This is a genomic window from Kitasatospora sp. NPDC127111, assembly GCF_042677465.1.
Lineage (GTDB): Bacteria > Actinomycetota > Actinomycetes > Streptomycetales > Streptomycetaceae > Kitasatospora.
This window is the reverse complement of the sequence record NZ_JBHXTG010000027.1, coordinates 1-19,244: the sequence shown is the minus strand read 5'-3', so window position 1 is coordinate 19,244 and position 19,244 is coordinate 1. Positions and strand designations below refer to the sequence as shown.

Annotated in this window: 18 protein-coding genes; 13 read left to right on the top strand and 5 right to left on the bottom strand. The window is 72.8% G+C overall.

The window, feature by feature from the left end; all coding sequences use genetic code 11:
* Window positions 1–2 precede the first annotated feature (2 nt).
* The 5 genes from ACFVHB_RS18335 to ACFVHB_RS18315 are packed head-to-tail and all read left to right on the top strand — an operon-like array spanning window position 3 to window position 3,247.
* Window positions 3–320 carry a bifunctional 3-phenylpropionate/cinnamic acid dioxygenase ferredoxin subunit gene (locus tag ACFVHB_RS18335; protein WP_380322644.1) on the top strand — a complete coding sequence of 106 codons (318 nt, stop codon included), beginning with the start codon at window positions 3–5 and terminating at the stop codon, window positions 318–320.
* A 6-nt stretch (window positions 321–326) separates the two neighbouring features.
* Entirely contained in the window at window positions 327–1,091 is a 765-nt protein-coding gene (gene sufC, locus ACFVHB_RS18330) for a Fe-S cluster assembly ATPase SufC (protein WP_380322642.1), read from the top strand.
* 23 nt (window positions 1,092–1,114) lie between these two features.
* Window positions 1,115–2,362, top strand: coding sequence for a cysteine desulfurase (locus ACFVHB_RS18325; RefSeq protein WP_380322827.1), 1,248 nt, complete (start codon window positions 1,115–1,117; stop codon window positions 2,360–2,362).
* A gap of 20 nt (window positions 2,363–2,382) precedes the next feature.
* The gene (gene sufU / locus ACFVHB_RS18320) at window positions 2,383–2,844 is read left to right on the top strand and encodes a Fe-S cluster assembly sulfur transfer protein SufU (protein WP_380322639.1); all 462 of its coding nucleotides are present in this window, start codon (window positions 2,383–2,385) and stop codon (window positions 2,842–2,844) included.
* Window positions 2,845–2,863: 19 nt separating this feature from the next.
* The gene (locus tag ACFVHB_RS18315) at window positions 2,864–3,247 is read left to right on the top strand and encodes a metal-sulfur cluster assembly factor (protein ID WP_380322636.1); all 384 of its coding nucleotides are present in this window, start codon (window positions 2,864–2,866) and stop codon (window positions 3,245–3,247) included.
* Window positions 3,248–3,392: 145 nt separating this feature from the next.
* Here ACFVHB_RS18315 and ACFVHB_RS18310 read toward each other — a convergent pair whose 3' ends face one another.
* Window positions 3,393–4,724, bottom strand: coding sequence for an MFS transporter (locus ACFVHB_RS18310; protein WP_380322633.1), 1,332 nt, complete (start codon window positions 4,722–4,724; stop codon window positions 3,393–3,395).
* A gap of 331 nt (window positions 4,725–5,055) precedes the next feature.
* Between ACFVHB_RS18310 and ACFVHB_RS18305 the strand changes: the two genes are divergently transcribed.
* Complete coding sequence (locus ACFVHB_RS18305; protein ID WP_380322630.1) at window positions 5,056–6,699, top strand: hypothetical protein; 1,644 nt, start codon at window positions 5,056–5,058, stop codon at window positions 6,697–6,699.
* Between the two features lie 18 nt (window positions 6,700–6,717).
* Here ACFVHB_RS18305 and ACFVHB_RS18300 read toward each other — a convergent pair whose 3' ends face one another.
* Window positions 6,718–7,161: a VOC family protein gene (locus ACFVHB_RS18300; protein ID WP_380322627.1), complete on the bottom strand. Its 444-nt coding sequence runs from the start codon at window positions 7,159–7,161 to the stop codon at window positions 6,718–6,720.
* 179 nt (window positions 7,162–7,340) lie between these two features.
* Between ACFVHB_RS18300 and ACFVHB_RS18295 the strand changes: the two genes are divergently transcribed.
* Together ACFVHB_RS18295 and ACFVHB_RS18290 are read left to right on the top strand one after the other, a co-directional pair.
* The gene (locus tag ACFVHB_RS18295) at window positions 7,341–8,516 is read left to right on the top strand and encodes a hypothetical protein (RefSeq protein WP_380322624.1); all 1,176 of its coding nucleotides are present in this window, start codon (window positions 7,341–7,343) and stop codon (window positions 8,514–8,516) included.
* A 232-nt stretch (window positions 8,517–8,748) separates the two neighbouring features.
* The gene (locus tag ACFVHB_RS18290) at window positions 8,749–10,230 is read left to right on the top strand and encodes an alkaline phosphatase PhoX (protein WP_380322621.1); all 1,482 of its coding nucleotides are present in this window, start codon (window positions 8,749–8,751) and stop codon (window positions 10,228–10,230) included.
* 167 nt (window positions 10,231–10,397) lie between these two features.
* Here ACFVHB_RS18290 and ACFVHB_RS18285 read toward each other — a convergent pair whose 3' ends face one another.
* Entirely contained in the window at window positions 10,398–12,053 is a 1,656-nt protein-coding gene (locus tag ACFVHB_RS18285; protein WP_380322618.1) for a PucR family transcriptional regulator, read from the bottom strand.
* A 142-nt stretch (window positions 12,054–12,195) separates the two neighbouring features.
* Here ACFVHB_RS18285 and ACFVHB_RS18280 point away from each other — a divergent pair, with 142 nt between their 5' ends.
* The 5 genes from ACFVHB_RS18280 (at window position 12,196) to ACFVHB_RS18260 (ending at window position 17,906) form a co-directional block, all read left to right on the top strand.
* A complete protein-coding gene (locus tag ACFVHB_RS18280) occupies window positions 12,196–12,792 on the top strand; it encodes a PadR family transcriptional regulator (RefSeq protein ID WP_380322616.1) in 597 nt (198 codons plus the stop codon).
* Window positions 12,789–13,865, top strand: a complete 1,077-nt coding sequence (locus ACFVHB_RS18275; RefSeq protein WP_380322613.1) for an FAD-dependent oxidoreductase — start codon at window positions 12,789–12,791, stop codon at window positions 13,863–13,865. The genes ACFVHB_RS18280 and ACFVHB_RS18275 overlap by 4 nt, the downstream gene beginning before the upstream one ends.
* A 217-nt stretch (window positions 13,866–14,082) precedes the next feature.
* Entirely contained in the window at window positions 14,083–15,711 is a 1,629-nt protein-coding gene (pruA, locus tag ACFVHB_RS18270; RefSeq protein WP_380322610.1) for an L-glutamate gamma-semialdehyde dehydrogenase, read from the top strand.
* A gap of 161 nt (window positions 15,712–15,872) precedes the next feature.
* The gene (locus tag ACFVHB_RS18265) at window positions 15,873–16,802 is read left to right on the top strand and encodes a proline dehydrogenase family protein (protein ID WP_380322607.1); all 930 of its coding nucleotides are present in this window, start codon (window positions 15,873–15,875) and stop codon (window positions 16,800–16,802) included.
* A gap of 411 nt (window positions 16,803–17,213) precedes the next feature.
* The gene (locus tag ACFVHB_RS18260) at window positions 17,214–17,906 is read left to right on the top strand and encodes an RraA family protein (RefSeq protein WP_380322824.1); all 693 of its coding nucleotides are present in this window, start codon (window positions 17,214–17,216) and stop codon (window positions 17,904–17,906) included.
* Between the two features lie 49 nt (window positions 17,907–17,955).
* Here ACFVHB_RS18260 and ACFVHB_RS18255 read toward each other — a convergent pair whose 3' ends face one another.
* Both ACFVHB_RS18255 and ACFVHB_RS18250 read right to left on the bottom strand, forming a co-directional pair.
* Complete coding sequence (locus ACFVHB_RS18255) at window positions 17,956–18,447, bottom strand: GNAT family N-acetyltransferase (RefSeq protein ID WP_380322604.1); 492 nt, start codon at window positions 18,445–18,447, stop codon at window positions 17,956–17,958.
* Between the two features lie 71 nt (window positions 18,448–18,518).
* On the bottom strand, window positions 18,519–19,244 hold a 726-nt coding region (locus tag ACFVHB_RS18250; protein ID WP_380322601.1), incomplete at its 5' end, for a TerD family protein.

Sequence of the window (19,244 nt, the reverse complement as noted above, 5' to 3'; positions counted from 1 at the left end):
CGATGAGCTTTCTCCGCGCCTGCGCGCTCAGCGAGCTGGCCGAGGACGTGCCCAAGCGCGTCGACCTGAACGGCGTGCCGGTCTCCATCGTCCGCACCGACGAGGGGGTGTTCGCGATCAACGACACCTGCTCGCACGCGAACGTCTCGCTCTCCGAGGGTGAGGTCGAGGACTGCATGATCGAGTGCTGGCTGCACGGCTCCAGCTTCGACCTGCGCACCGGCAAGCCCTCCGGCCTGCCCGCCACCAAGCCGGTCGCTGTCTACCCCGTAAAGATCGAAGGGGACGATGTGCTCGTCTCCGTCAACCAGGAGTCCTGAGTACACATGGCAACCCTTGAAATCCGCGACCTGCACGTCTCCGTCGAGGCCGAGAACGGCCCGCGCGAGATCCTGAAGGGCGTCGACCTGACCGTGAAGCAGGGCGAGACCCACGCCATCATGGGTCCGAACGGCTCCGGCAAGTCCACCCTGGCCTACTCGCTGGCCGGCCACCCCAAGTACACCGTCACCGGCGGCTCGGTGCTGCTGGACGGCGAGGACGTGCTGGAGATGTCGGTCGACGAGCGCGCCCGGGCCGGCGTCTTCCTCGCGATGCAGTACCCGGTCGAGGTCCCCGGCGTCTCGGTCTCCAACTTCCTGCGCACCGCCGCCACCGCGGTCCGCGGCGAGGCCCCCAAGCTGCGCACCTGGGTGAAGGAGGTCAAGGAGGCGATGGCCGCCCTCCAGATGGACCCGGCCTTCGCCGAGCGCAACGTCAACGAGGGCTTCTCCGGCGGTGAGAAGAAGCGCCACGAGATCCTCCAGCTCGAACTGCTCAAGCCGAAGATCGCGATCCTGGACGAGACCGACTCCGGCCTGGACGTCGACGCGCTGCGCATCGTCTCCGAGGGCATCAACCGGGTCCGCGCGACCGGCGAGGTCGGCACGCTGCTGGTCACCCACTACACCCGCATCCTGCGGTACATCAAGCCCGACCACGTCCACGTCTTCGCGGGCGGCCGCATCGTCGAGTCCGGCGGTGCCGAGCTGGCCGACAAGCTGGAGGAAGAGGGCTACGAGTCCTACGTGAAGGGCGGCGCTTCCGAGTGACCCATACTCACGAGTCGGCGGTCCTGTCGGGCCTGCTCGACACCGACGCGATCCGCAAGGACTTCCCGGTCCTGCAGCGGCTGCTGCACGACGAGAAGCCGCTGGTCTACCTGGACAACGCGGCCACGTCGCAGAAGCCGCGCCAGGTGCTGGAGGCGCTGAACGCGTACTACGAGCGGCACAACGCCAACGTCCACCGCGGCGTGCACGTGCTGGCCGAGGAGGCCACCGCGCTGTACGAGGGCGCCCGGGACAAGGTCGCCGCGTTCGTCAACGCGCCGAGCCGCAACGAGGTGATCTTCACCAAGAACGCCTCGGAGTCGCTCAACCTCGTCGCCAACATGCTCGGCTGGGCCGACGAGCCCTACCGGGTGGACGCCGACTCCGAGATCGTCATCACGGAGATGGAGCACCACTCCAACATCGTCCCGTGGCAGCTGCTCTCGCAGCGCACCGGCGCGAAGCTGAAGTGGTTCGGGCTCACCGACGAGGGACGGCTCGACCTGTCCGACATCGACGAGCTGATCACCGAGAAGACCAAGGTGGTCTCCTTCACCCTGGTCTCCAACCTGCTCGGCACGGTCAACCCGGTCGAGACCATCGTCCGCAAGGCCCAGTCGGTCGGCGCGCTGGTCGTCATCGACGCCTCGCAGGCCGCGCCGCACATGGTGCTGGACGTGCAGGCGCTGGAGGCCGACTTCGTCGCCTTCACCGGCCACAAGATGCTGGCTCCGACCGGCATCGGCGTGCTCTGGGGCCGCCAGGAGCTGCTGGAGGACCTCCCGCCGTTCCTCGGCGGCGGCGAGATGATCGAGACCGTCACCATGGGCTCGTCCACCTACGCCCCGGCGCCGCACAAGTTCGAGGCCGGCACCCCGCCGATCGCCCAGGCGGTCGGGCTGGGCGCGGCCATCGACTACCTGTCGGGCATCGGCATGGAGAAGGTCGCCGCGCACGAGCACGCCATCACCGCGTACGCGGTGGAGCGGCTGCTGGAGGTCCCGGACCTGCGGATCATCGGCCCGCGCACGGCCGTGGACCGCGGCGCCGCGATCTCGTTCACGCTGGGCGACATCCACCCGCACGACGTGGGCCAGGTCCTGGACGAGCAGGGCATCGCCGTGCGCGTCGGCCACCACTGCGCGCGGCCCGTCTGCCTGCGGTACGGAATTCCGGCGACCACGCGGGCGTCGTTCTACCTGTACTCGACGCCGGGCGAGGTCGACGCCCTGATCGACGGCCTGCACCACGTCCGGAACTTCTTCGGCTGACGGGACGGGGCGCGACGATCATGAAGCTCGACTCGATGTACCAGGACATCATCCTGGACCACTACCGCAACCCGCACGGCAAGGGGCTGCGGGACGGTGACGCAGAGGTGCACCACGTCAACCCGACCTGCGGGGACGAGATCACCCTGCGGGTGAAGCTCGACGGTGCCACGGTCGCCGACGTCTCGTACGAGTCGCAGGGCTGTTCCATCAGCCAGGCCAGCGCCTCGGTGCTGAACGACCTGGTGGTCGGCAAGACCGTCGGCGAGGCGCAGGCCGTCCAGGAGGCCTTCCTGGAGCTCATGCAGAGCAAGGGCCAGGGCGAGGGCGACGAGGAGGTGCTGGAGGACGCGGTCGCGTTCGCCGGCGTCTCCAAGTACCCGGCCCGGGTCAAGTGCGCGCTGCTGAGCTGGATGGCCTGGAAGGACGCCACCGCCAAGGCGCTCGCCGAGCACCCCGCCGTCGACGACCTGAACAACTGACGCAGAGGAGGACAGAACCATGAGTGACACCGACGCCACCGCGTCCTCCGCTGCGGAGGAGGCCCCCCAGGGCATCGTCGGCACCACCGCCGGCACCGTCTCCGTCGAGGACCTCACCGAGGCCCTGATGGACGTGGTCGACCCCGAGCTGGGCATCGACGTCGTCAACCTGGGCCTGATCTACGGGATCCACATCGACGAGTCGGACGTGGCCACCATCGACATGACGCTCACCTCGGCGGCCTGCCCGCTGACCGACGTCATCGAGGACCAGGCCAAGACCGCGACCGACGGCCTGGTGCAGGACCTGCGCATCAACTGGGTCTGGATGCCGCCGTGGGGCCCGGACAAGATCACCGACGACGGCCGCGAGCAGCTCCGCGCACTCGGCTTCAACGTCTGACGGACGTCGATCGTCAACCTGCTGCCGCGCAAACCTCTCCTTCGGGGGAAAGGTTTGCGCGGCAGTGGCGTAGCGCCCCGTCGACGAACGCCGCCGCCCGGGACGGATCTCCGTCCCGGGCGGCGGCGTTCGGTGTTCGAGGGGGTCAGGCGCGCCGGGGCCTGCGGGCCACGGCGGCCGCGAGGGCCGCGCAGAGCAGGGCGGCGACGGTGGCGAAGCCGCTGACGGCCGGGAGGAGGCCGTAGTGCTGGACGAGGGCGCCGACGCCGACGATGGGGAGGGAGCTGCCGAGGTAGACGATGATCCACAGGGAGCTGAGCTCGGAGCCCCGGCGTTCGGGGTTCATCGCGGCGACGGCGGCGGTGAAGAGGGAGCGGAAGGCCACGCCCTGGCAGGCGCCGCCGAGGACGCTGCCGATGAAGAGCAGCGCGGGGGTGCCGGTGTACTGGGCGGCGACCACCAGGCCCAGCCCCGAGGCGAGGCCGGTCATGCCGAGGGCGATGACCAGGCGGTCCGAGGTGGGCGGGACGAGCAGCTGGGCGACGGCGGAGGACCCGAGCAGCAGGGCCGCCACCACGGCGCCGATCAGGTGCGAGTCGGTGTGCAGCAGCTTGGCGCTGAAGGCCGGGGCCAGGCTCAGGTAGACGCCGAACACCGCGTACGAGACGAAGCCGGCGGCCGAGGCGAGCAGGAACTCGCGGCGGCCGGTCACCGGCAGGGCCAGGCGCTGCGGGCGCAGGTGGGCCGGGGTGGTGATCCGCGGCGGCGAGGCCGGCGGACGGTTGCGGCCGGGCATCCGGGGGTGGACCACCGCGAGCGGCACGCAGAGCGCCAGCAGCGCGATGGCGTGCAGCAGGAACGGCGTCAGCAGCGGGTCGGAGCCGCCGGACAGCAGGGCGCCGACCACCGGGCCGAGCGCGACACCGCCCGCGGAGCAGGCGAGCGTGAGCTTCGCGGCCAGCGTCGGGCGGTCCGGCAGCAGATCGCCGAGGGCGGCCCCGGCGGCGCCGGTGGAGAAGCCGACCGCGATGCCCTGGACGGCCCGGCCGGCGGCGAGCTGCCCGAAGCTGCCGGCGGTGGCGAACACGACGTCACCGGCGGCCGCCAGCGCCACGGCGGGCAGGATCATGGCGCGCCGGCCGAGGTGGTCCGACCAGTGACCGACCACGGCCAGCACCGGGACCAGCGCGAAGATGTAGATCGTGAAGAGGATCGAGGTGTCGATCGCGGTCAGCGCCAGGCGCTGCTGGATCAGGGGGTAGATCGGCGTCGCCAGATTGGCACCGATCAGCATCAGCAGCAGGGCGGCCGAGACCAGGCCGACGCGCACGCCGCGGATCGCGTTCCAGCGGCTGATCGCGGCGAGCTGGAGCTGGGCGCGCGGCGCGAGCTCCAGGGGAAGCAGGGCCTCCGACAGTCGGCGTCCGTCGAGCTGCGCGGTGCGCAGGCCGGCGCCGGCGGGGGAGAGGTCCGCCATGTAAGGGATCTCCTGTGGCAGGGCACCACCGGGTCGGCGGGGTGTGCCGGCGCGCCCGTCCGGAGGCGCTGTGGTGGTGGCCGCGGTGCGGGCTCCCTGGTGGAGCGGATGAGCTGAGGTTCGGGCTTCGTTGCCCGGTGGCCCGCACGGGGTGTGCACGGTGCCAGTTCGAAGGATAAGGGGTGGGCGCACGGTCGCGGCGCGCGCCCCTGGAGGCCGGGCATCGGGCGTGCGCGCCCTATACGCTGAGGTAGGAGACCGGTACGCGGAGCTGATCGGCTGATGTCGGAGCCGATCGGTCGACCGCTGGCTGTAGGGAGAACGCGCAACGATGGCCGGACGACGTCGGAAGAACGCTGGGGCCGCGGCGACGGGCACCCCGGGTGAGGGCGCGGTGCTCCCCGCCGACCTGGAGCTGCAGGACCTCTACGGGGCGTTCGCCGCGCACGGGCTGGACGACGAGGACCTGGACGACGCCGCCGTGCTGGTGCCGCCGGTGAAGCTGCCGCCCGAGGCCGAGCTGGCCGCGCAGGCGAAGGCCGTGCCGATGTTCCGGTATGCGCTGGAGCTGGCCCGCTGGACGGCCCCGCACCGGGCGGTGGACGAGTTCGGGGACCTCACCGGCCCGGACCGGGCGCCCGCCGCCCGGCTGCTCGGCCTCGCCCCCGAGCAGGGTGACGCGCCCGAGGCGGCCGTGGTCGAGGCGATGCGGGCCTGGTCGCTGGCCTGCGACCTGGACCTGATCGAGATCGGCACCACCGCCGCCGGTGAGCACGTGGCCGTCCCCGGCCCGGACCTGGAGCCGGCCGAGCAGGGGGACCCGGAGACCGTGCTGGAGCTCTGGCTGACCGCCGCCGGGATCGTCCGGGAGCTGGCGGTGGAGGCGGACTCGCTGCCGGAGGAGGGGGAAGAGGAGGAGGGGGAGCCGGCGGGCGGGGCCGGCGAGGAGGACGAGGAGCGGCTCGCGCAGGTCGAGGACGCCCGCGACGAGGCCGCCGAGCTGCTCGACGAGGCGCTCCAGGTGCTGTACGAGACCACCGCCTTCGCCGAGCCCGGCACCGAGACCGTTCCGCTCGGCGTGCTGGCCGCCCTGCTGGTCGTCCCCGAGGGCGAGGAGCCGAGCGAGGAGCTGCTCGGTGACATCACCGACGTGATGGTCGCCCTGGACCCGATGCTGGGTGACCTCGCCGAGCTGGGCCTGCTGGACTACCGTCCGATCGACCCGGAGCTGTTCGACGAGGAGGAGGGCGAGGAGGGCGCCGAGCCCGCCGCGCCGCCCGTCGGCGAGGAGCCGCTGGACGAGGAGGAGTCGGCCCGCTTCGGTCTCGTCCGGCTGACCCCGCTCGGCCAGTACGGCATCCGGCAGTGGCTGCTGGAGGACGGCTACGACGCGCCGCTGGTCGGCGAGCTGGCCCAGGGCGACGCCGCCGAGCTGCTGCGCGGGGTGTGCGAGTCGGCCAACGTGCTGCCCGACGAGGAGCTGCGGGTCTGGATCGCCGACCGGGAGCCGGTGGCGGCGGCGCGCGAGCTGCTCGCCGCGGCGCGCGGCAGCGACGCGTACGCGCCGATGCGCCGGATGCTCTGCCAGCTGGCGCTGACCATGCTGGGGGCGCCGGCCGAGCCCGCCGTCCGGGAGGTGCTGGACGACCCGGAGCTGGGCGGGGGCGCGCGGGCCTGGCTGGCCGGGCAGGGCGCCACCGACGTGCCCGCGCCGGAGCGGGCGATGGCGCTCTGGACGGTGGTCGACACCTTCGCCGCCCAGCTGCTCGACACCGGCGGCGACGCCGAGCTGCTGCGCGAACTGATCGCCGACCTGCCGGTGACCGACAACCCGGCGAGCTACTTCGGCGAGCTCTGGCGGGTCGACCACCCCTACACGGCGGACGTGCTGGAGGCGGTCGGCGAGCTGCACCTGGATCGGGCGGTGGCCAAGGAGGCGCGCAAGGCGGCCTTCAAGGCCCGGTCGAAGGGGTAGCGGGGCCGGCCGGGAGGCTCACGGCAGGTCCAGCGAGCCGTCCTCGGTGAAGGGGAAGAACGGGTTGTGGGCCAGCTCCCAGAGGTGGCCGTCGAGGTCCTCGAAGTAGCCGGAGTAGCCGCCCCAGCTGGTCGCGGCCGGGGGCTTGACCACCGTGGCGCCCGCCGCGACGGCCGTCTTCAGGGCGGCGTCCACCAGCTCGGGCGATTCGAGGTTCACCGCGAGGGTGACGCCCCGGAACGAGGGCTCGCCGGTGGCGGGCACGCCCGCGTCGGCGGCCAGCTCGTCGTACGGGAAGAGGCCGAGCACCGAGTCGGCCGTGCGGAACCAGACGATCTCCGGGCTGGAGGCCGACGAGCGGCGCCACCCCAACGCCTCGTAGAAGCGGGCGCTGGCGTCGAGGTCGGCCACCCCGAGGGTGACGATGCTGATCCGGGCGGGGAAGTCCTTGGCTGCTGTCATGCCCGACAGCGTAGGAAGCCGGACTGACAAACCCCGGACCTGACACGGCGTGGTGCGGGCCGATCCGTCCGGGCTGAGCTGATGACCCGGCAGGTCGGGCCACGTATCGTGTCCCGCAGGCGGGCGGAAGCGGCGAGGAAGCGGGGGTGCGGCGCGGGATGGCGTGGGAGAACGGTGGCATGCAGGACGGTCTCCGCGGGGACGGGCCGAGGCGGGTGGACCCGCGCGGGCGGGAGGACCGCTTCGCCGACCAGGAGGAGTTCGCCCGCCGCACCCTCGCCGACGCGGACTTCCCGGTGTACGGCGTCGCGGCCGGGGTGGACCCGCAGGACGACGCGCTGGCCGCCTTCGAGACCTCGGACGGCCTGCTCTCCTGGGTCGAGGTCCGCTCCGGCGACCGGACCGCCGCCGACGGCCCGTACGTCACCGTCCGCACCTACCGGCCCGGCGCCGAACTATACGGCGCCCTGCCCGAGTTGGAGGACCTGGTCGAGGACGAGCGGGACCGGGTGTACGAGCAGCTCGGCGTGGACGAGGGCGACGACTGCCCCGGACGGATCCGGGCGCTGCGCGAGTGGATCACCGTGGACGGCGAGCCGCGGGCGATCGAGGTGCACGAGGACCGGCGCGAGCTCTGGGCCTGCCCGGACGCCCCCGTCCCCGGCGACTGTCCCCGGCCCGGGGCCGGACCGGTCTGGGCCGGCCGGTTCCGGGTGGGCGGGCTGACCGTCACCGTCTGCGGGCGCGGCGTGCCGCCGGGCGGCCTCGAACTGGCCCCGGTCGACGACGTCGAGCGGTACCTGCGCGGCCGGACCGCGCTGCTGCGCGCGCTCGCCTCCCGGCGCGGCCGGTACGTGCCGGTGGAGGAGCGCGAACTCCCCCCGGTCACCGGGCTGGAGGCGCACCGGGCGGTGATCGAGCACAGCATCGCCGAGTCCGCCGCGATCGAGGCGCAGGTGCGGGCGGGGCGGACGCCCCGGCTGCCGCGCGGGCTGCGCGGCGAGACCGGCGCGCTGCGCTGGGAGGCCGCGGTGCGCCAGCAGATGCGGCTCGCCTCGGAGAGCCGGGAGGAGGCGGCCGCGGCGGTGACGGCGATGGTCAACCACCTCAACCGGCTCTCCCGGCGGACCCAGTGGGTGGTCGGCACGCCGGAGGGGGAGGCCGCGGTCGAGGAGGTGATCCGCTACACGGTGTTCGCCAGCGAGGTGGCGAGCCTGCCGGCGCAGCGCGCCTGGGCGCAGCTGTGGCGGGACCGGCCGTGCGCCGAGGGCGGGGGCTGGGACGGGCAGCGGCTGGGGGAGCAGCTCTGGCTCGCGGCCTGGGAGCAGTGGCGGACGGCCCGCACGGGGCGGTGACGGGTGGGCCCCCGGCGGCGGCCGGCGGGCTGTGACCTGTGGTGCTCACGGCAAAGAACGAGTCATGGGTTCGAATACGGTCGGCAAATGACCACCCTGACGAGGCGTCCGATTCACCGTGCGTTCACCGCACCGGCGGAGTCTGCTGGGCGTCGACGACCTGCCTCGACACCTCGCACGCCACGCACCGGGCCCGCCCCGGTCGGCGCCCCACCTCTCAGGAGTGACTGACATGTCGCTGTCCCGCCGGGACTTCGTCAACCGTTCCACCCTCGTCGGGGCCGGCGTGCTGATCGCCGGCAGCGCCGAGGCCCTGGCCAGCGCCCCGGGGGCGATCGCGGCCCCGGTCGGCGGCGAGGTGCCGGCCGCCGCCACCGCCGACGCCGAGCGTGCCGCCGTCGGCTACGGCCCGCTGGTCAAGGACCCGGAGAACCTGCTCTCGCTGCCCAAGGGCTTCAGCTACACCGTGCTCAACCGGGCCGGCCGGACGAAGCTGCGCACCGGCGAGTTCACCCCGAGCAACCACGACGGCACCTCCGCCTTCGAGGACGAGCACGGCGGCAACCTGCTGGTCACCAACCACGAGCTGCGCGGTCCGCGCGCCAACTGGCCCAACCCGGTGCCGCTGACCGAGGGTCACGTCTACGACCCGGGCGCGGCCGGCGGCTGCACCGTCGTGCACGTCAAGCGGGACGGCAAGGTCGAGCAGTGGGTCGGCATCGCCGGCACCTCCACCAACTGCGCCGGTGGCGTGACCCCGTGGGGCACCTGGCTGTCCGGCGAGGAGACCGAGGACAAGGCCGGCCAGAACGGCATGACCAAGGACCACGGCTACATCTTCGAGGTCGACCCGTTCGACGACGAGTACAACCAGGACCCGCAGCCGGTGAAGGCCTTCGGCCGCTACGCGCACGAGGCCGTCGTGGTCGACAAGAAGCGCGGCCACGTCTACCTGACCGAGGACGCGGGCAACCCCAACGGCCTGCTGTACCGCTGGACCCCGCCGGCCGGCTTCAAGCACGGCCGCTACCAGCTGCGGCGGCTGGCCGCCGACGCCGGCGTGCTGGAGGCCTTCAAGGTCTTCGACGCCCAGGGCAAGTTCGTCGACGACCTCTCCCGCGCCACCAAGGTCGGCACCGTCTACGGCGTGGACTGGGTCAAGGTCCAGGACCGCGACGCCCGGACCGTCTCCGTCCGCAAGCAGTTCAAGGACGGCGAGGTCACCCGCGCCCGCAAGCTGGAGGGCATGTGGTGGGGTGACGGCGGCTTCTACTTCGTCTCCAGCTTCGCCCGCTCGGAGAGCCCGGTCCAGCACGACGGCCAGGTCTGGTTCTACAACCCGGTCCGCCGCACCATCACCCTGAAGGTGCTGCTCGGCGTCAACACCGACGTGCTGGGCGACCACGACAACTACGACGGCCCGGACAACATCACCGTCTCGCCGTACGGCGGCGTGGTGATCGCCGAGGACGGCGAGGGCGTGCAGCACCTGTTCGGCGCCACCGAGGACGGGCTGACCTACCCGATCGCCCGCAACGAGCTGAACATCGGCACCGCCGAGAAGCCGGAGTTCAGCGAGTTCACCGGCGTCACCTTCTCCGACGACGGCAAGACGCTGTTCGCCAACATCCAGGAGCCGGGCATCCAGCTGGCGATCACCGGCCCGTGGCACCGGCTGAACGAGCACAAGCGCGGGCAGGGCTACGGCGAGTGAGCCGGACGCGCTGACGGAACACGGAAGGGGCCCGCGCCACGGAGCGGGCCCCTTTCCGGCGTCCGGGGGAGCCGCCCGGCTTCAGGGGGGCCGGGTGCTTCAGGCGTTTCAGGCGCCCGGGCCCTTCAGGCGTCCGGGTTCCGGTGTCCGGGCTCAGGCGTCCGGGTTCAGGCGTCCGGGGGCAGCCGCAGCTGGAGCATCGCCAGCAGCCGCTGCTGCGGCTGGGTCAGGTCGATGCCGGTCAACTGCTCGGCCCGGCGCACCCGGTAGCGCAGGGTGTTGGGGTGGATGTGCAGGGCGTCGGCGGCGACCCGGACCTCGCCCAGCGCGTCCAGCCAGGCCAGCACCGATTCGGCGAGCCGGGTGCCGTGCCTGCGGTCGTACGCGGTGAGCGCGGTCAGCCGCGGGTCGCGCAGGCCGCCGCGCTCCTGCAACAGCGCCACCATCTCGCTGACCAGCACCTCCGCCTGGACGTCGATCAGCGCGGCGACCTCGAGGTCCACCCCGCCGCGGCCCATCGCGTCGAGGATCCGGTCCGCCTGCGCCCGGGAGTCGGGCACCCGGGCCAGGCCGTCCACCGTCGAGCCGATCGCCGCGCGCAGCGGGACGCCCAGGTGGTCCCGGGCCGCCACGACGACCTCCTGGGCCCAGTCGCGGACCGTCGTCATCGGCAGTCCGGCGGGCAGTTCGGGCAGCAGCACGTACACCCGGGACTCGATCGGGGCGAGCAGTGCGGCGCGGTGCCGGGCCGCGGTGTGCACCGAGATCAGGCCGGTCACCTCGGCGCGGGTGAGCGCCTCGGTGGTCCGCGCGCTGTACGCCAGGACGGTGGCCGGGCGGCGCAGGTCCAGGCCGAGGTGGGTGGCGAGGGACTGCGGGCCGGTCGAGCCCTCCAACAGGCCGGTGAGCAGGGTCTGGGTCAGCCGGACGTCCGCGGACAGCTCCCGGCGCCTGCGCACCAGTTGGGCCGCCGCCACCCGGGCCGCGCCGACCAGGGCCTGTTCGGCGAGCGGGGCCAGCGGCTGGGCGCCCTCCTGGACCCAGATGGTGCCGAGCGGCTGCGCGCCGGCCCGGATGCCGACCGCCAGGCGGCGGCGCAGGCCGAGTTCGGGGTGCGGCTCGACCGCGATCGGGGTGTCCGAGGTGCGCAGGTGCTGGAAGATGCCCCACTCGCGGAGCTTGGAGAGGTACGGCTCGGGGCCCTGCCAGCCGAGGATGGAGAGCCGCCGGAGGTCGTCCACCTCGTCGGAGTCGGAGGAGCGGGAGTAGGCCAGCACCCGGCTGGAGGTGTCCTCGATCGAGACGATGCCGTTGGTGAGCACGGCGACGGTCTGGGCGAGGGAGAAGAGGTCGCCCGCGTTGTGCTCGGGGGCGCCGGCCGCGTCCGGGGCGTCCGGTCCGGCGATGATCGCGCGGGCCAGTGAGTCCAGGTGCTCCCAGCGGGTCTCCCGGCGGACCGAGAGCAGCGCGACGCCGGCCTCGGTGGCGGCCTCGCGCAGGGCGTCGGCCTGGCCGGGGGCGTCCAGCTTGACGGCGACCGCGGCGGCGCCGGCCCGGCCGGCCGCGCGCAGGGCGGGGAGGGCGGCCCGGCCGCGGGCGCCGATGGCGAGGACGAGCTCGCCTGGGGCGGCGGCGGGCGGGTCCTCGGGGTCGAGGATGGCGACGTCGCGCACCGGGACGTCCAACCCCTGCGGGGCGGCCTGGAGTTCGACCAGCGGTTCGCCGAGGGACATCAGCAGTCGGCGGAGCGGGAGACCGGGGGCGGGTGACAGGCCCGGGGTGGTCGGAAGTCCGGGGGTGGGCGGGAGGCCGGGGGTGGTCATCCGGGTCTCCTTCATCCGCTCGGACAACGCCGTGTGGTTGATTTTAGCCGGGAGGACAGAGTCGGACTCGGTTTTCCCGAATAGTTGACTCTGACTATTCAGGCCTGGATAGTCGATACTGACCAAGAGATGAGGAACTCTCGTGGCGAAGCGGCGCAAGGTGTCGAACCCGCTGGCCCTCGCGGTCCTGGCCGAGCTCACGCCCGAACCGATGCACCCGTACGAAATGGGGCGCCGGCTCAAGGAGCACGGCAAGGACCGCAACATCAAGTACAACCGCGGCTCGCTGTACATGGTGGTGGAGCAGCTGCGGAAGGCCGGGTTCGTCGCCGAGCAGGAGACCGTCCGCGACACCCAGCGCCCGGAGCGCACCGTCTACGCCATCACGGCCGAAGGCAGGGCGGAGCTCCAGGACTGGATGCGCGAACTGCTCGCCGAGCCGCAGCACGAGTACCCCGCGTTCGGGGTCGCCCTGTGCCTGCTGGTGGCGCTGCCGCCGGCCGAGTCGGCCGAACTGCTCGGGCGGCGGCTGGCGGCACTGACCGCGAAGAACGAGAGCACGCGCGCCGCCCTGGCGAAGGCCGCCGAGGACGGCGTCCCGCGGGTCTTCCTGATCGAGGAGGAGTACGGCCTCGCACTGCTGGAGGCCGAGCAGCGTTTCGTCACCGACCTCATCGAGTCGCTCGGCGAGCCGGAGTTCGTCCGGCCCTGGCACGACATCTTCGGGAGTCTGGAATGAGTGGAACGAGGAAGGCACTGGTCGTCGGCGGCGGGATCGCCGGGCCGGTGACGGCCCTGGCGCTGCGCCGGGCCGGCATCGCGGCGGAGGTCTTCGAGGCCTACGAGAGCCCGGCCGACGGCATCGGCGGCACCTTCATGATCGCGCCCAACGGGTTGGCCGCGCTGGCCGCGGTCGGCCTGGAGGAGCAGGTCGGCGAGGTCGGCCAGCTGATCCGGCGGATGGTCATGGAGGACGGGAAGGGCGGCGTCCTCGGCGAGCTCCCCGTCGGCGGCCGGGTGATGCGGCGCGCCGAGCTGTACGCGGTGCTCCAGCGCCGGCTGGGCGAGGAGGACATCGCCGTCCGGTACGGCAGGCGGCTGGTCGGCGTCGACGAGGGCCCGGGCGGCGTCACCGCCCGCTTCGCCGACGGCAGCGCCGCCGAGGGTGACCTGCTGATCGGCGCCGACGGCACCCGCTCCGTCGTCCGCGGGCTGATCGACCCGGCCGCGCCGGGCCCGCGGTACACCGGTCTGATCGGCGTCGGCGGCTACAGCGCGCACCGGCTGGAGGGCCCGGGCAGGGGCGGCGAGTCCGTGCACTTCGCGCACGGCACCCGGGCGTTCTTCGGCTACTGGGGACTGCCGGAGGGCGCCGGGACGGCCTGGTTCAGCAACATCCCGCAGCCGGGGCAGCTGACCGCGGAGGAGGCCCGGGCGGTGACGAAGGAGGAGTGGCTGGCCCTGGCCCGCGAGCTGCACGCCGAGGACCTGCCCGCCCGGGACGTCCTGGCGGAGGCGGACGCCGCGAGCGTCGAGGTCTTCCCGCGGCTGGAGATCATGCCGTCCGTGCCGCACTGGTACCGGGACCGGATGGTGCTGGTCGGCGACTCGGTGCACGCCCCGTCCAACAGCTCCGGCCAGGGCGTCTCGCTGGCCGTCGAGAGCGCCGTCGAGCTGGCCCGCTGCCTGCACGAGCTGCCCGACCTGGCGAGCGCCCTCGCGGCGTACGAGGCGGCCCGGCGGCCGGTGGTGGAGGAGGTCGCGGCGAGGGCGGCGGTCGTCAACGCCCAGAAGGCGCGCACGGCGGTCTGACGGCCGGCGGGGCGGAGGGGGCGCGGACAGGCACGGTGATCGGGAGGCGCCGTGACCGTGCCGTGACCCCCGTCGTCGGGCCGGACAACGCCGTCCGGGGGACTTTGGCCGCCCGGCCAATCAAGTGGGCCCCGGTGCAGGAATAGCGTTCGTCGTGTGGCCGACGTGCGACCCGCGTCGGCATCCCCCGCATCAACCGAAGGAGAGCGTGCGCTCTATGGACGCTGTGACCCAGGTCCCCGCGCCGGTGAACGAGCCGGTCCACAGCTACGCCCCCGGCAGCCCGGAACGGGCCCGCCTGGAGGCCAAGCTGAAGGAGCTGGGCGGCCAGGAGCCGGTCCAGCTGACCATGACGATCAACGGTGAGCGCCGGATGGGCGGCGGCACCGAGATCCACGTCGTCCAGCCGCACAACCACGCGGCGAGGCTCGGCACCCTGCGCAACGCCACCCAGGCCGACGCGCAGGACGCCATCGACGCTGCCCTGGCCGCTGCCCCGGCCTGGCAGGCGCTCTCCTTCGACTCCCGCGCCGCGATCTTCCTCAAGGCCGCCGACCTGCTGGCCGGCCCCTGGCGCGAGACCCTGGCCGCCGCCACCATGCTCGGCCAGTCCAAGACCGCCCAGCAGGCCGAGATCGACACCCCCTGCGAGCTGGTCGACTTCCTGCGCTTCAACGTGCACTTCGCCCGCCAGATCATGGCCGAGCAGCCGATCTCCTCGGACGGCGTGTGGAACCGCAGCGACCACCGCCCGCTGGAGGGCTTCGTCTACGCGATCACCCCGTTCAACTTCACCGCCATCGCCGGCAACCTGCCGACCGCGCCGGCGCTGATGGGCAACGTGGTGCTGTGGAAGCCGTCCCCGACCCAGCAGTTCTCCGCGCACCTGCTGATGCAGCTGCTGGAGGAGGCCGGGCTGCCCAAGGGCGTCATCAACATGGTCACCGGTGACGGCCTGGACGTCTCCGCCGTCGCGCTGAAGCACCCCGCCCTGGCCGGCATCCACTTCACCGGCTCCACCGCCACCTTCCAGCACCTGTGGCGCGAGGTCGGCACCAACATCGCCGGCTACCGCACCTACCCGCGGATCGTCGGCGAGACCGGCGGCAAGGACTTCCTGGTCGCCCACCCGTCCGCCGACCCGGCCGTGCTGAAGACCGCGATGACCCGCGGCGCCTTCGAGTTCCAGGGCCAGAAGTGCTCGGCGCTCTCCCGCGCGTACGTCCCGGCCTCGATCTGGGCCGGCCTCAAGGACGCGTTCCGCGACGAGGTCGAGGGCCTCACCATGGGCGACGTCACCGACCTGTCGAACTTCATGTCGGCCGTCATCGACGACCGCGCCTTCGCCAAGAACAAGGCCGCCATCGACCGGGCCCAGGCCGACCCGCAGGTCGAGGTGCTGGCCGGCGGCACCTACGACGACTCCGTGGGCTACTTCGTCCGCCCGACCGTGCTGGTCTGCCAGGACCCGGCGAGCGAGTACTTCAAGGACGAGTACTTCGGCCCCATCCTCGCGGTGTACGTCTACGAGGACGAGAAGTACGAGGAGATGCTGGCGCAGATGGAGTCGGTGTCGGCCTACGGCCTGACCGGCTCGATCATCGCCCAGGACCGCGCCGCCGCCCAGGACGCCATGCACAAGCTGCGCTTCGCGGCCGGCAACTTCTACATCAACGACAAGCCGACCGGCGCGGTCGTCGGCCAGCAGCCGTTCGGCGGCGGCCGGGCCTCCGGCACCAACGACAAGGCCGGCGCCAAGCAGAACCTGGCGCGCTGGACCTCCACCCGTTCGGTCAAGGAGACCTTCGTCCCGCCGACCGACTACCGCTACCCGCACATGGGCTGAGTGCCCCCGGACCTCGTGGTCCCCTGACGCCCGGTCCCGCAGCCGGGCGTCCCACGGGCGGCGGACCGCCCGCCCACCCGTCGCCCGCCGCGCGCGACACCCCCTCCGGTCCGCCGCCCGTCTTTCCGCCACCCTTAGAAGCACCAGCTCCAGGAGTCACGATGCTCCGTTCCGCCCTCCTCGCGGCCTCCCGCTCCCCGCAGGTCCGCACCGTGGTCGAGAAGTTCCCGCCGACCCACGCCATAGTCGAGCGCTTCGTCGCCGGCGAGAAGCTCGACGACGCGGTCACCGCCTGCGACGACCTCGTCGCCACCGGCCGCAAGGTCACCCTGGACCACCTCGGCGAGGACACCCAGGACGCCGCCCAGGCCGCCGCCACCGCCGAGGCCTACGAGCACCTGCTCGCCGCCCTCAAGGACACCGGCCTCGCCGCCGGCGCCGAGGTCTCGGTCAAGCTGTCGGCCGTCGGGCAGTTCCTCCCGGTGGACGGGGAGAAGATCGCCCTGGAGAACGCCCGCCGCATCTGCGAGGCCGCCGCCGACGCCGGCACCACGGTGACCCTCGACATGGAGGACCACACCACCACCGACTCCACCCTCGCCATCGCGCGCGAGCTGCGGGCGGACTTCCCCTGGCTGGGCGTCGTCCTCCAGGCCTACCTGCGCCGCACCGAGGCCGACTGCCGCGAGTTCGCCGGCGCCGGCTCCCGGGTGCGCCTGTGCAAGGGCGCCTACAAGGAGCCCGAGTCGGTGGCCTTCCAGGGCAAGCGCGAGGTCGACCTCGCGTACGTCCGCGCGCTGAAGGTGCTGATGGCCGGCGAGGGCTACCCGATGATCGCCTCGCACGACCCCAACATGATCAAGATCGCCGGCCAGCTCGCCCAGTGGAACGGCCGCAAGCGCGACTCCTTCGAGTACCAGATGCTCTACGGCATCCGCCCCGAGGAGCAGCTGCGCCTCGCCGCCGAGGGCAACACGATGCGCGTGTACCTGCCCTACGGCGAGGAGTGGTACGGCTACTTCATGCGCCGCCTGGCCGAGCGCCCGGCCAACCTGACCTTCTTCCTGCGCGCCATGGCGACGCGCGGCTGAGGTCCCGGTTCCGCGGACGGCCCGCACCCCTTGTGGAAGGGGAGTGCGGGCCGTCCGTCGTGTGCGGGGGCCGTCAGAGGAAGTCCTTGGTGTCCAGCTCGAACTCGAAGGGGGCGGGAAGGGCCATCGGCTCGCCGAAGGCGGCCAGGTGCACCTCGGTGTACTCGTCGCGGTGCGGTTTGCCGAAGAGGCTGACCTGCGACTTCTCGCGGTCGATGAGGAGACGGAGCGGGATTCCGGCCCGGGCGTGGCAGTGGCGCTCGATTCGCTGGGTGGCGCGGACCGCGCGGTAGTCGTGAGCCGTACGGGGCGCGCTTCGTGTGATGGCCTTTCACCCGAGGGTGTGAGGGAAGGCTCGGCATAGGATCGCTCTGCTGGTGAACCTTGGTGTCAAGGTGAGGAGTTGACGTGGTGGTCAAGCGGTTCGCGGAGCTGTCGACGCCGTTGGTGGCGGACGCCTGTGTGCGGCTGGGGGTGGAGCTCAGGGTGGCGCCGGCCGGGGTCGCCGGGGTGGTCGCCGGGAGCCGGGTGGCCGGGCGGGTGCTGCCGGTGCGGCACTACGGCAGTGTGGACGTCTTCCTGGAGGCGTACGGCGCGGCCGGGCCCGGGGACGTGCTGGTGATCGACAACGGCGGGCGGACGGACGAGGCCTGCGTCGGGGACCTCGCCGTGCTGGAGGCGCGGGCCGCCGGGCTGGCCGGGCTGGTGGTGTGGGGGCTGCACCGGGACACCCCGGAGCTGGTGGAGATCGGGCTGCCGGTGTTCAGTTACGGAGCCCTGCCGCTGGGGCCGGTCCGGCTGGACGAGCGGGAGCCGGAGGCGCTGACCACCGCCCGGTTCGGGCCGCACCTGGTGAGCGCCGGGGACGCGGTGTTCGCGGACGCCGACGGCGTGCTGTTCGTGCCCGCCGCGCGGCTGGACGAGGTGCTGGAAACGGCCGCCGGCATCGCCCGGACCGAGCGCGCGCAGGCGGAGCGGATCCGTGCGGGCGACACGCTGCGCCGGCAGACCTCGTTCGACGACTACCTGGAGCGGCGCGCCGCCGACCCGTCGTACAGCTTCCGGCAGCACCTGCGGCGGGTCGGTGGCGCGATCGAGGAGTAGGCACGGGCGGGGCGGTGCTCCGAGGGCGCGGTGTCCGAGGACGCGGCGCTCAGAGGGCGCGGTGCATGATGTGCAGGCCGACGTAGCCGTGGACGGGGTGGCGGAAGCCCTCGGGGAGGGTGCCGATGACGGTGAAGCCGAGCGACTCGTACAGCTTCACCGCGTGCTCGTTGGAGGCGACCACGGCGTTGAACTGCATGGCGCGGTAGCCGGCCCGGCGGGCCCAGTCGAGGGTGTGCTCGGCGAGGGCGCGGCCGACGCCGCGGCCGGAGTGCGCCGGGTCGACCATGTAGCTGGCGCTGGCGATGTGCGAGCCGTTGCCCTGGTGGTTGCGGTTCATCTTGGCGGTGCCGAGCACGGTGCCGGTCGCCTCGTCCACCGCGACCACCGTGCGGTCCGGGGCCCGGAGCAGCCACCAGTCCCGGCCCTGCTCGAAGTCCAGGTCGAGCGGGAACGTGAAGGTCTCGCCGGCGGCGACGATGGTGTGGAAGAACGGCCAGATGGCGGGCCAGTCCTCGGCGGTGGCTTCTCTGATCAGCATCCCGACAGGATGGCGGCCGGGCGCCGGGAATCCAAGCGGATTTCCCGTCACCCGGCCGTCGGAGGGGCCGATCAGAGCATCGAGGCGGCCGGCTTGACCATGGCGCGGGCGGTCTTGGCGTCGACGTACTCGCCGATCGCGGTCATCACCCACTCGCCGGAGAACTGGCGGACCAGCTTGCACATCACCACGCCGGTGTGCGGCTCGGACTGGGTGAGGTCGAAGCGGACCAGTTCCTGGCCCGAACCGGCGTCCACCAGGCGGCAGTACGCGTTCTTGACCTCGGTGAACTTCTGGCCGGAGAAGGAGTTCACCACGAACACCAGGCCGCAGACCTCCGGCGGCAGGCCGTCGAGGTGGACGGTGATCGACTCGTCGTCACCGCCGCCCTGGCCGGTGAGGTTGTCGCCGGAGTGGGCGACGGCGCCGTTGAAGATGCCCAGCTTCATGAACCAGGCGGTGTCCAGCTTCTCGCGCCGGGCGTCGAAGGCGATGCAGGAGGCGTCCAGGTCGATGTTGCGGCCGCGGCCGGCCGGCTCCCAGCCGAGGCCCATCCGGACCGAGGAGAGGAAGGGCTTGCCGTTCTTCTCCAGCGAGACCGAGCCGCCCTTGGTCAGGCTCACCCGGCCCTTGTCCAGGGTGACCTTGGTGAGCGCGGCCGGGGCGGCGGCGGGCGGCGCCGGAGGAGTGCTCTGCGGCAGCGGCGCGTTGGCGGCGAGGGCCACCCGCGGGTCCACCGGGCCGGAAGGGGCGGCCGGGGCCGGCGGGGGCGCCACCGGGGGCGCGGCCCGCGGCGC

Excerpts from the sequence above, each read along its gene's own strand:
- ACFVHB_RS18335 (WP_380322644.1), top strand. The coding sequence starts at position 3 with ATGAGCTTTCTCCGCGCCTGCGCGCTCAGCGAGCTGGCCGAGGACGTG.
- sufC (WP_380322642.1), top strand. The coding sequence starts at position 327 with ATGGCAACCCTTGAAATCCGCGACCTGCACGTCTCCGTCGAGGCCGAG.
- sufU (WP_380322639.1), top strand. The coding sequence starts at position 2,383 with ATGAAGCTCGACTCGATGTACCAGGACATCATCCTGGACCACTACCGC.
- ACFVHB_RS18315 (WP_380322636.1), top strand. The coding sequence starts at position 2,864 with ATGAGTGACACCGACGCCACCGCGTCCTCCGCTGCGGAGGAGGCCCCC.
- ACFVHB_RS18310 (WP_380322633.1), bottom strand. The coding sequence starts at position 4,724 with ATGGCGGACCTCTCCCCCGCCGGCGCCGGCCTGCGCACCGCGCAGCTC.
- ACFVHB_RS18305 (WP_380322630.1), top strand. The coding sequence starts at position 5,056 with ATGGCCGGACGACGTCGGAAGAACGCTGGGGCCGCGGCGACGGGCACC.
- ACFVHB_RS18300 (WP_380322627.1), bottom strand. The coding sequence starts at position 7,161 with ATGACAGCAGCCAAGGACTTCCCCGCCCGGATCAGCATCGTCACCCTC.
- ACFVHB_RS18295 (WP_380322624.1), top strand. The coding sequence starts at position 7,341 with ATGCAGGACGGTCTCCGCGGGGACGGGCCGAGGCGGGTGGACCCGCGC.
- ACFVHB_RS18290 (WP_380322621.1), top strand. The coding sequence starts at position 8,749 with ATGTCGCTGTCCCGCCGGGACTTCGTCAACCGTTCCACCCTCGTCGGG.
- ACFVHB_RS18285 (WP_380322618.1), bottom strand. The coding sequence starts at position 12,053 with ATGACCACCCCCGGCCTCCCGCCCACCCCCGGACTTCCGACCACCCCG.
- ACFVHB_RS18275 (WP_380322613.1), top strand. The coding sequence starts at position 12,789 with ATGAGTGGAACGAGGAAGGCACTGGTCGTCGGCGGCGGGATCGCCGGG.
- pruA (WP_380322610.1), top strand. The coding sequence starts at position 14,083 with ATGGACGCTGTGACCCAGGTCCCCGCGCCGGTGAACGAGCCGGTCCAC.
- ACFVHB_RS18265 (WP_380322607.1), top strand. The coding sequence starts at position 15,873 with ATGCTCCGTTCCGCCCTCCTCGCGGCCTCCCGCTCCCCGCAGGTCCGC.
- ACFVHB_RS18255 (WP_380322604.1), bottom strand. The coding sequence starts at position 18,447 with ATGCTGATCAGAGAAGCCACCGCCGAGGACTGGCCCGCCATCTGGCCG.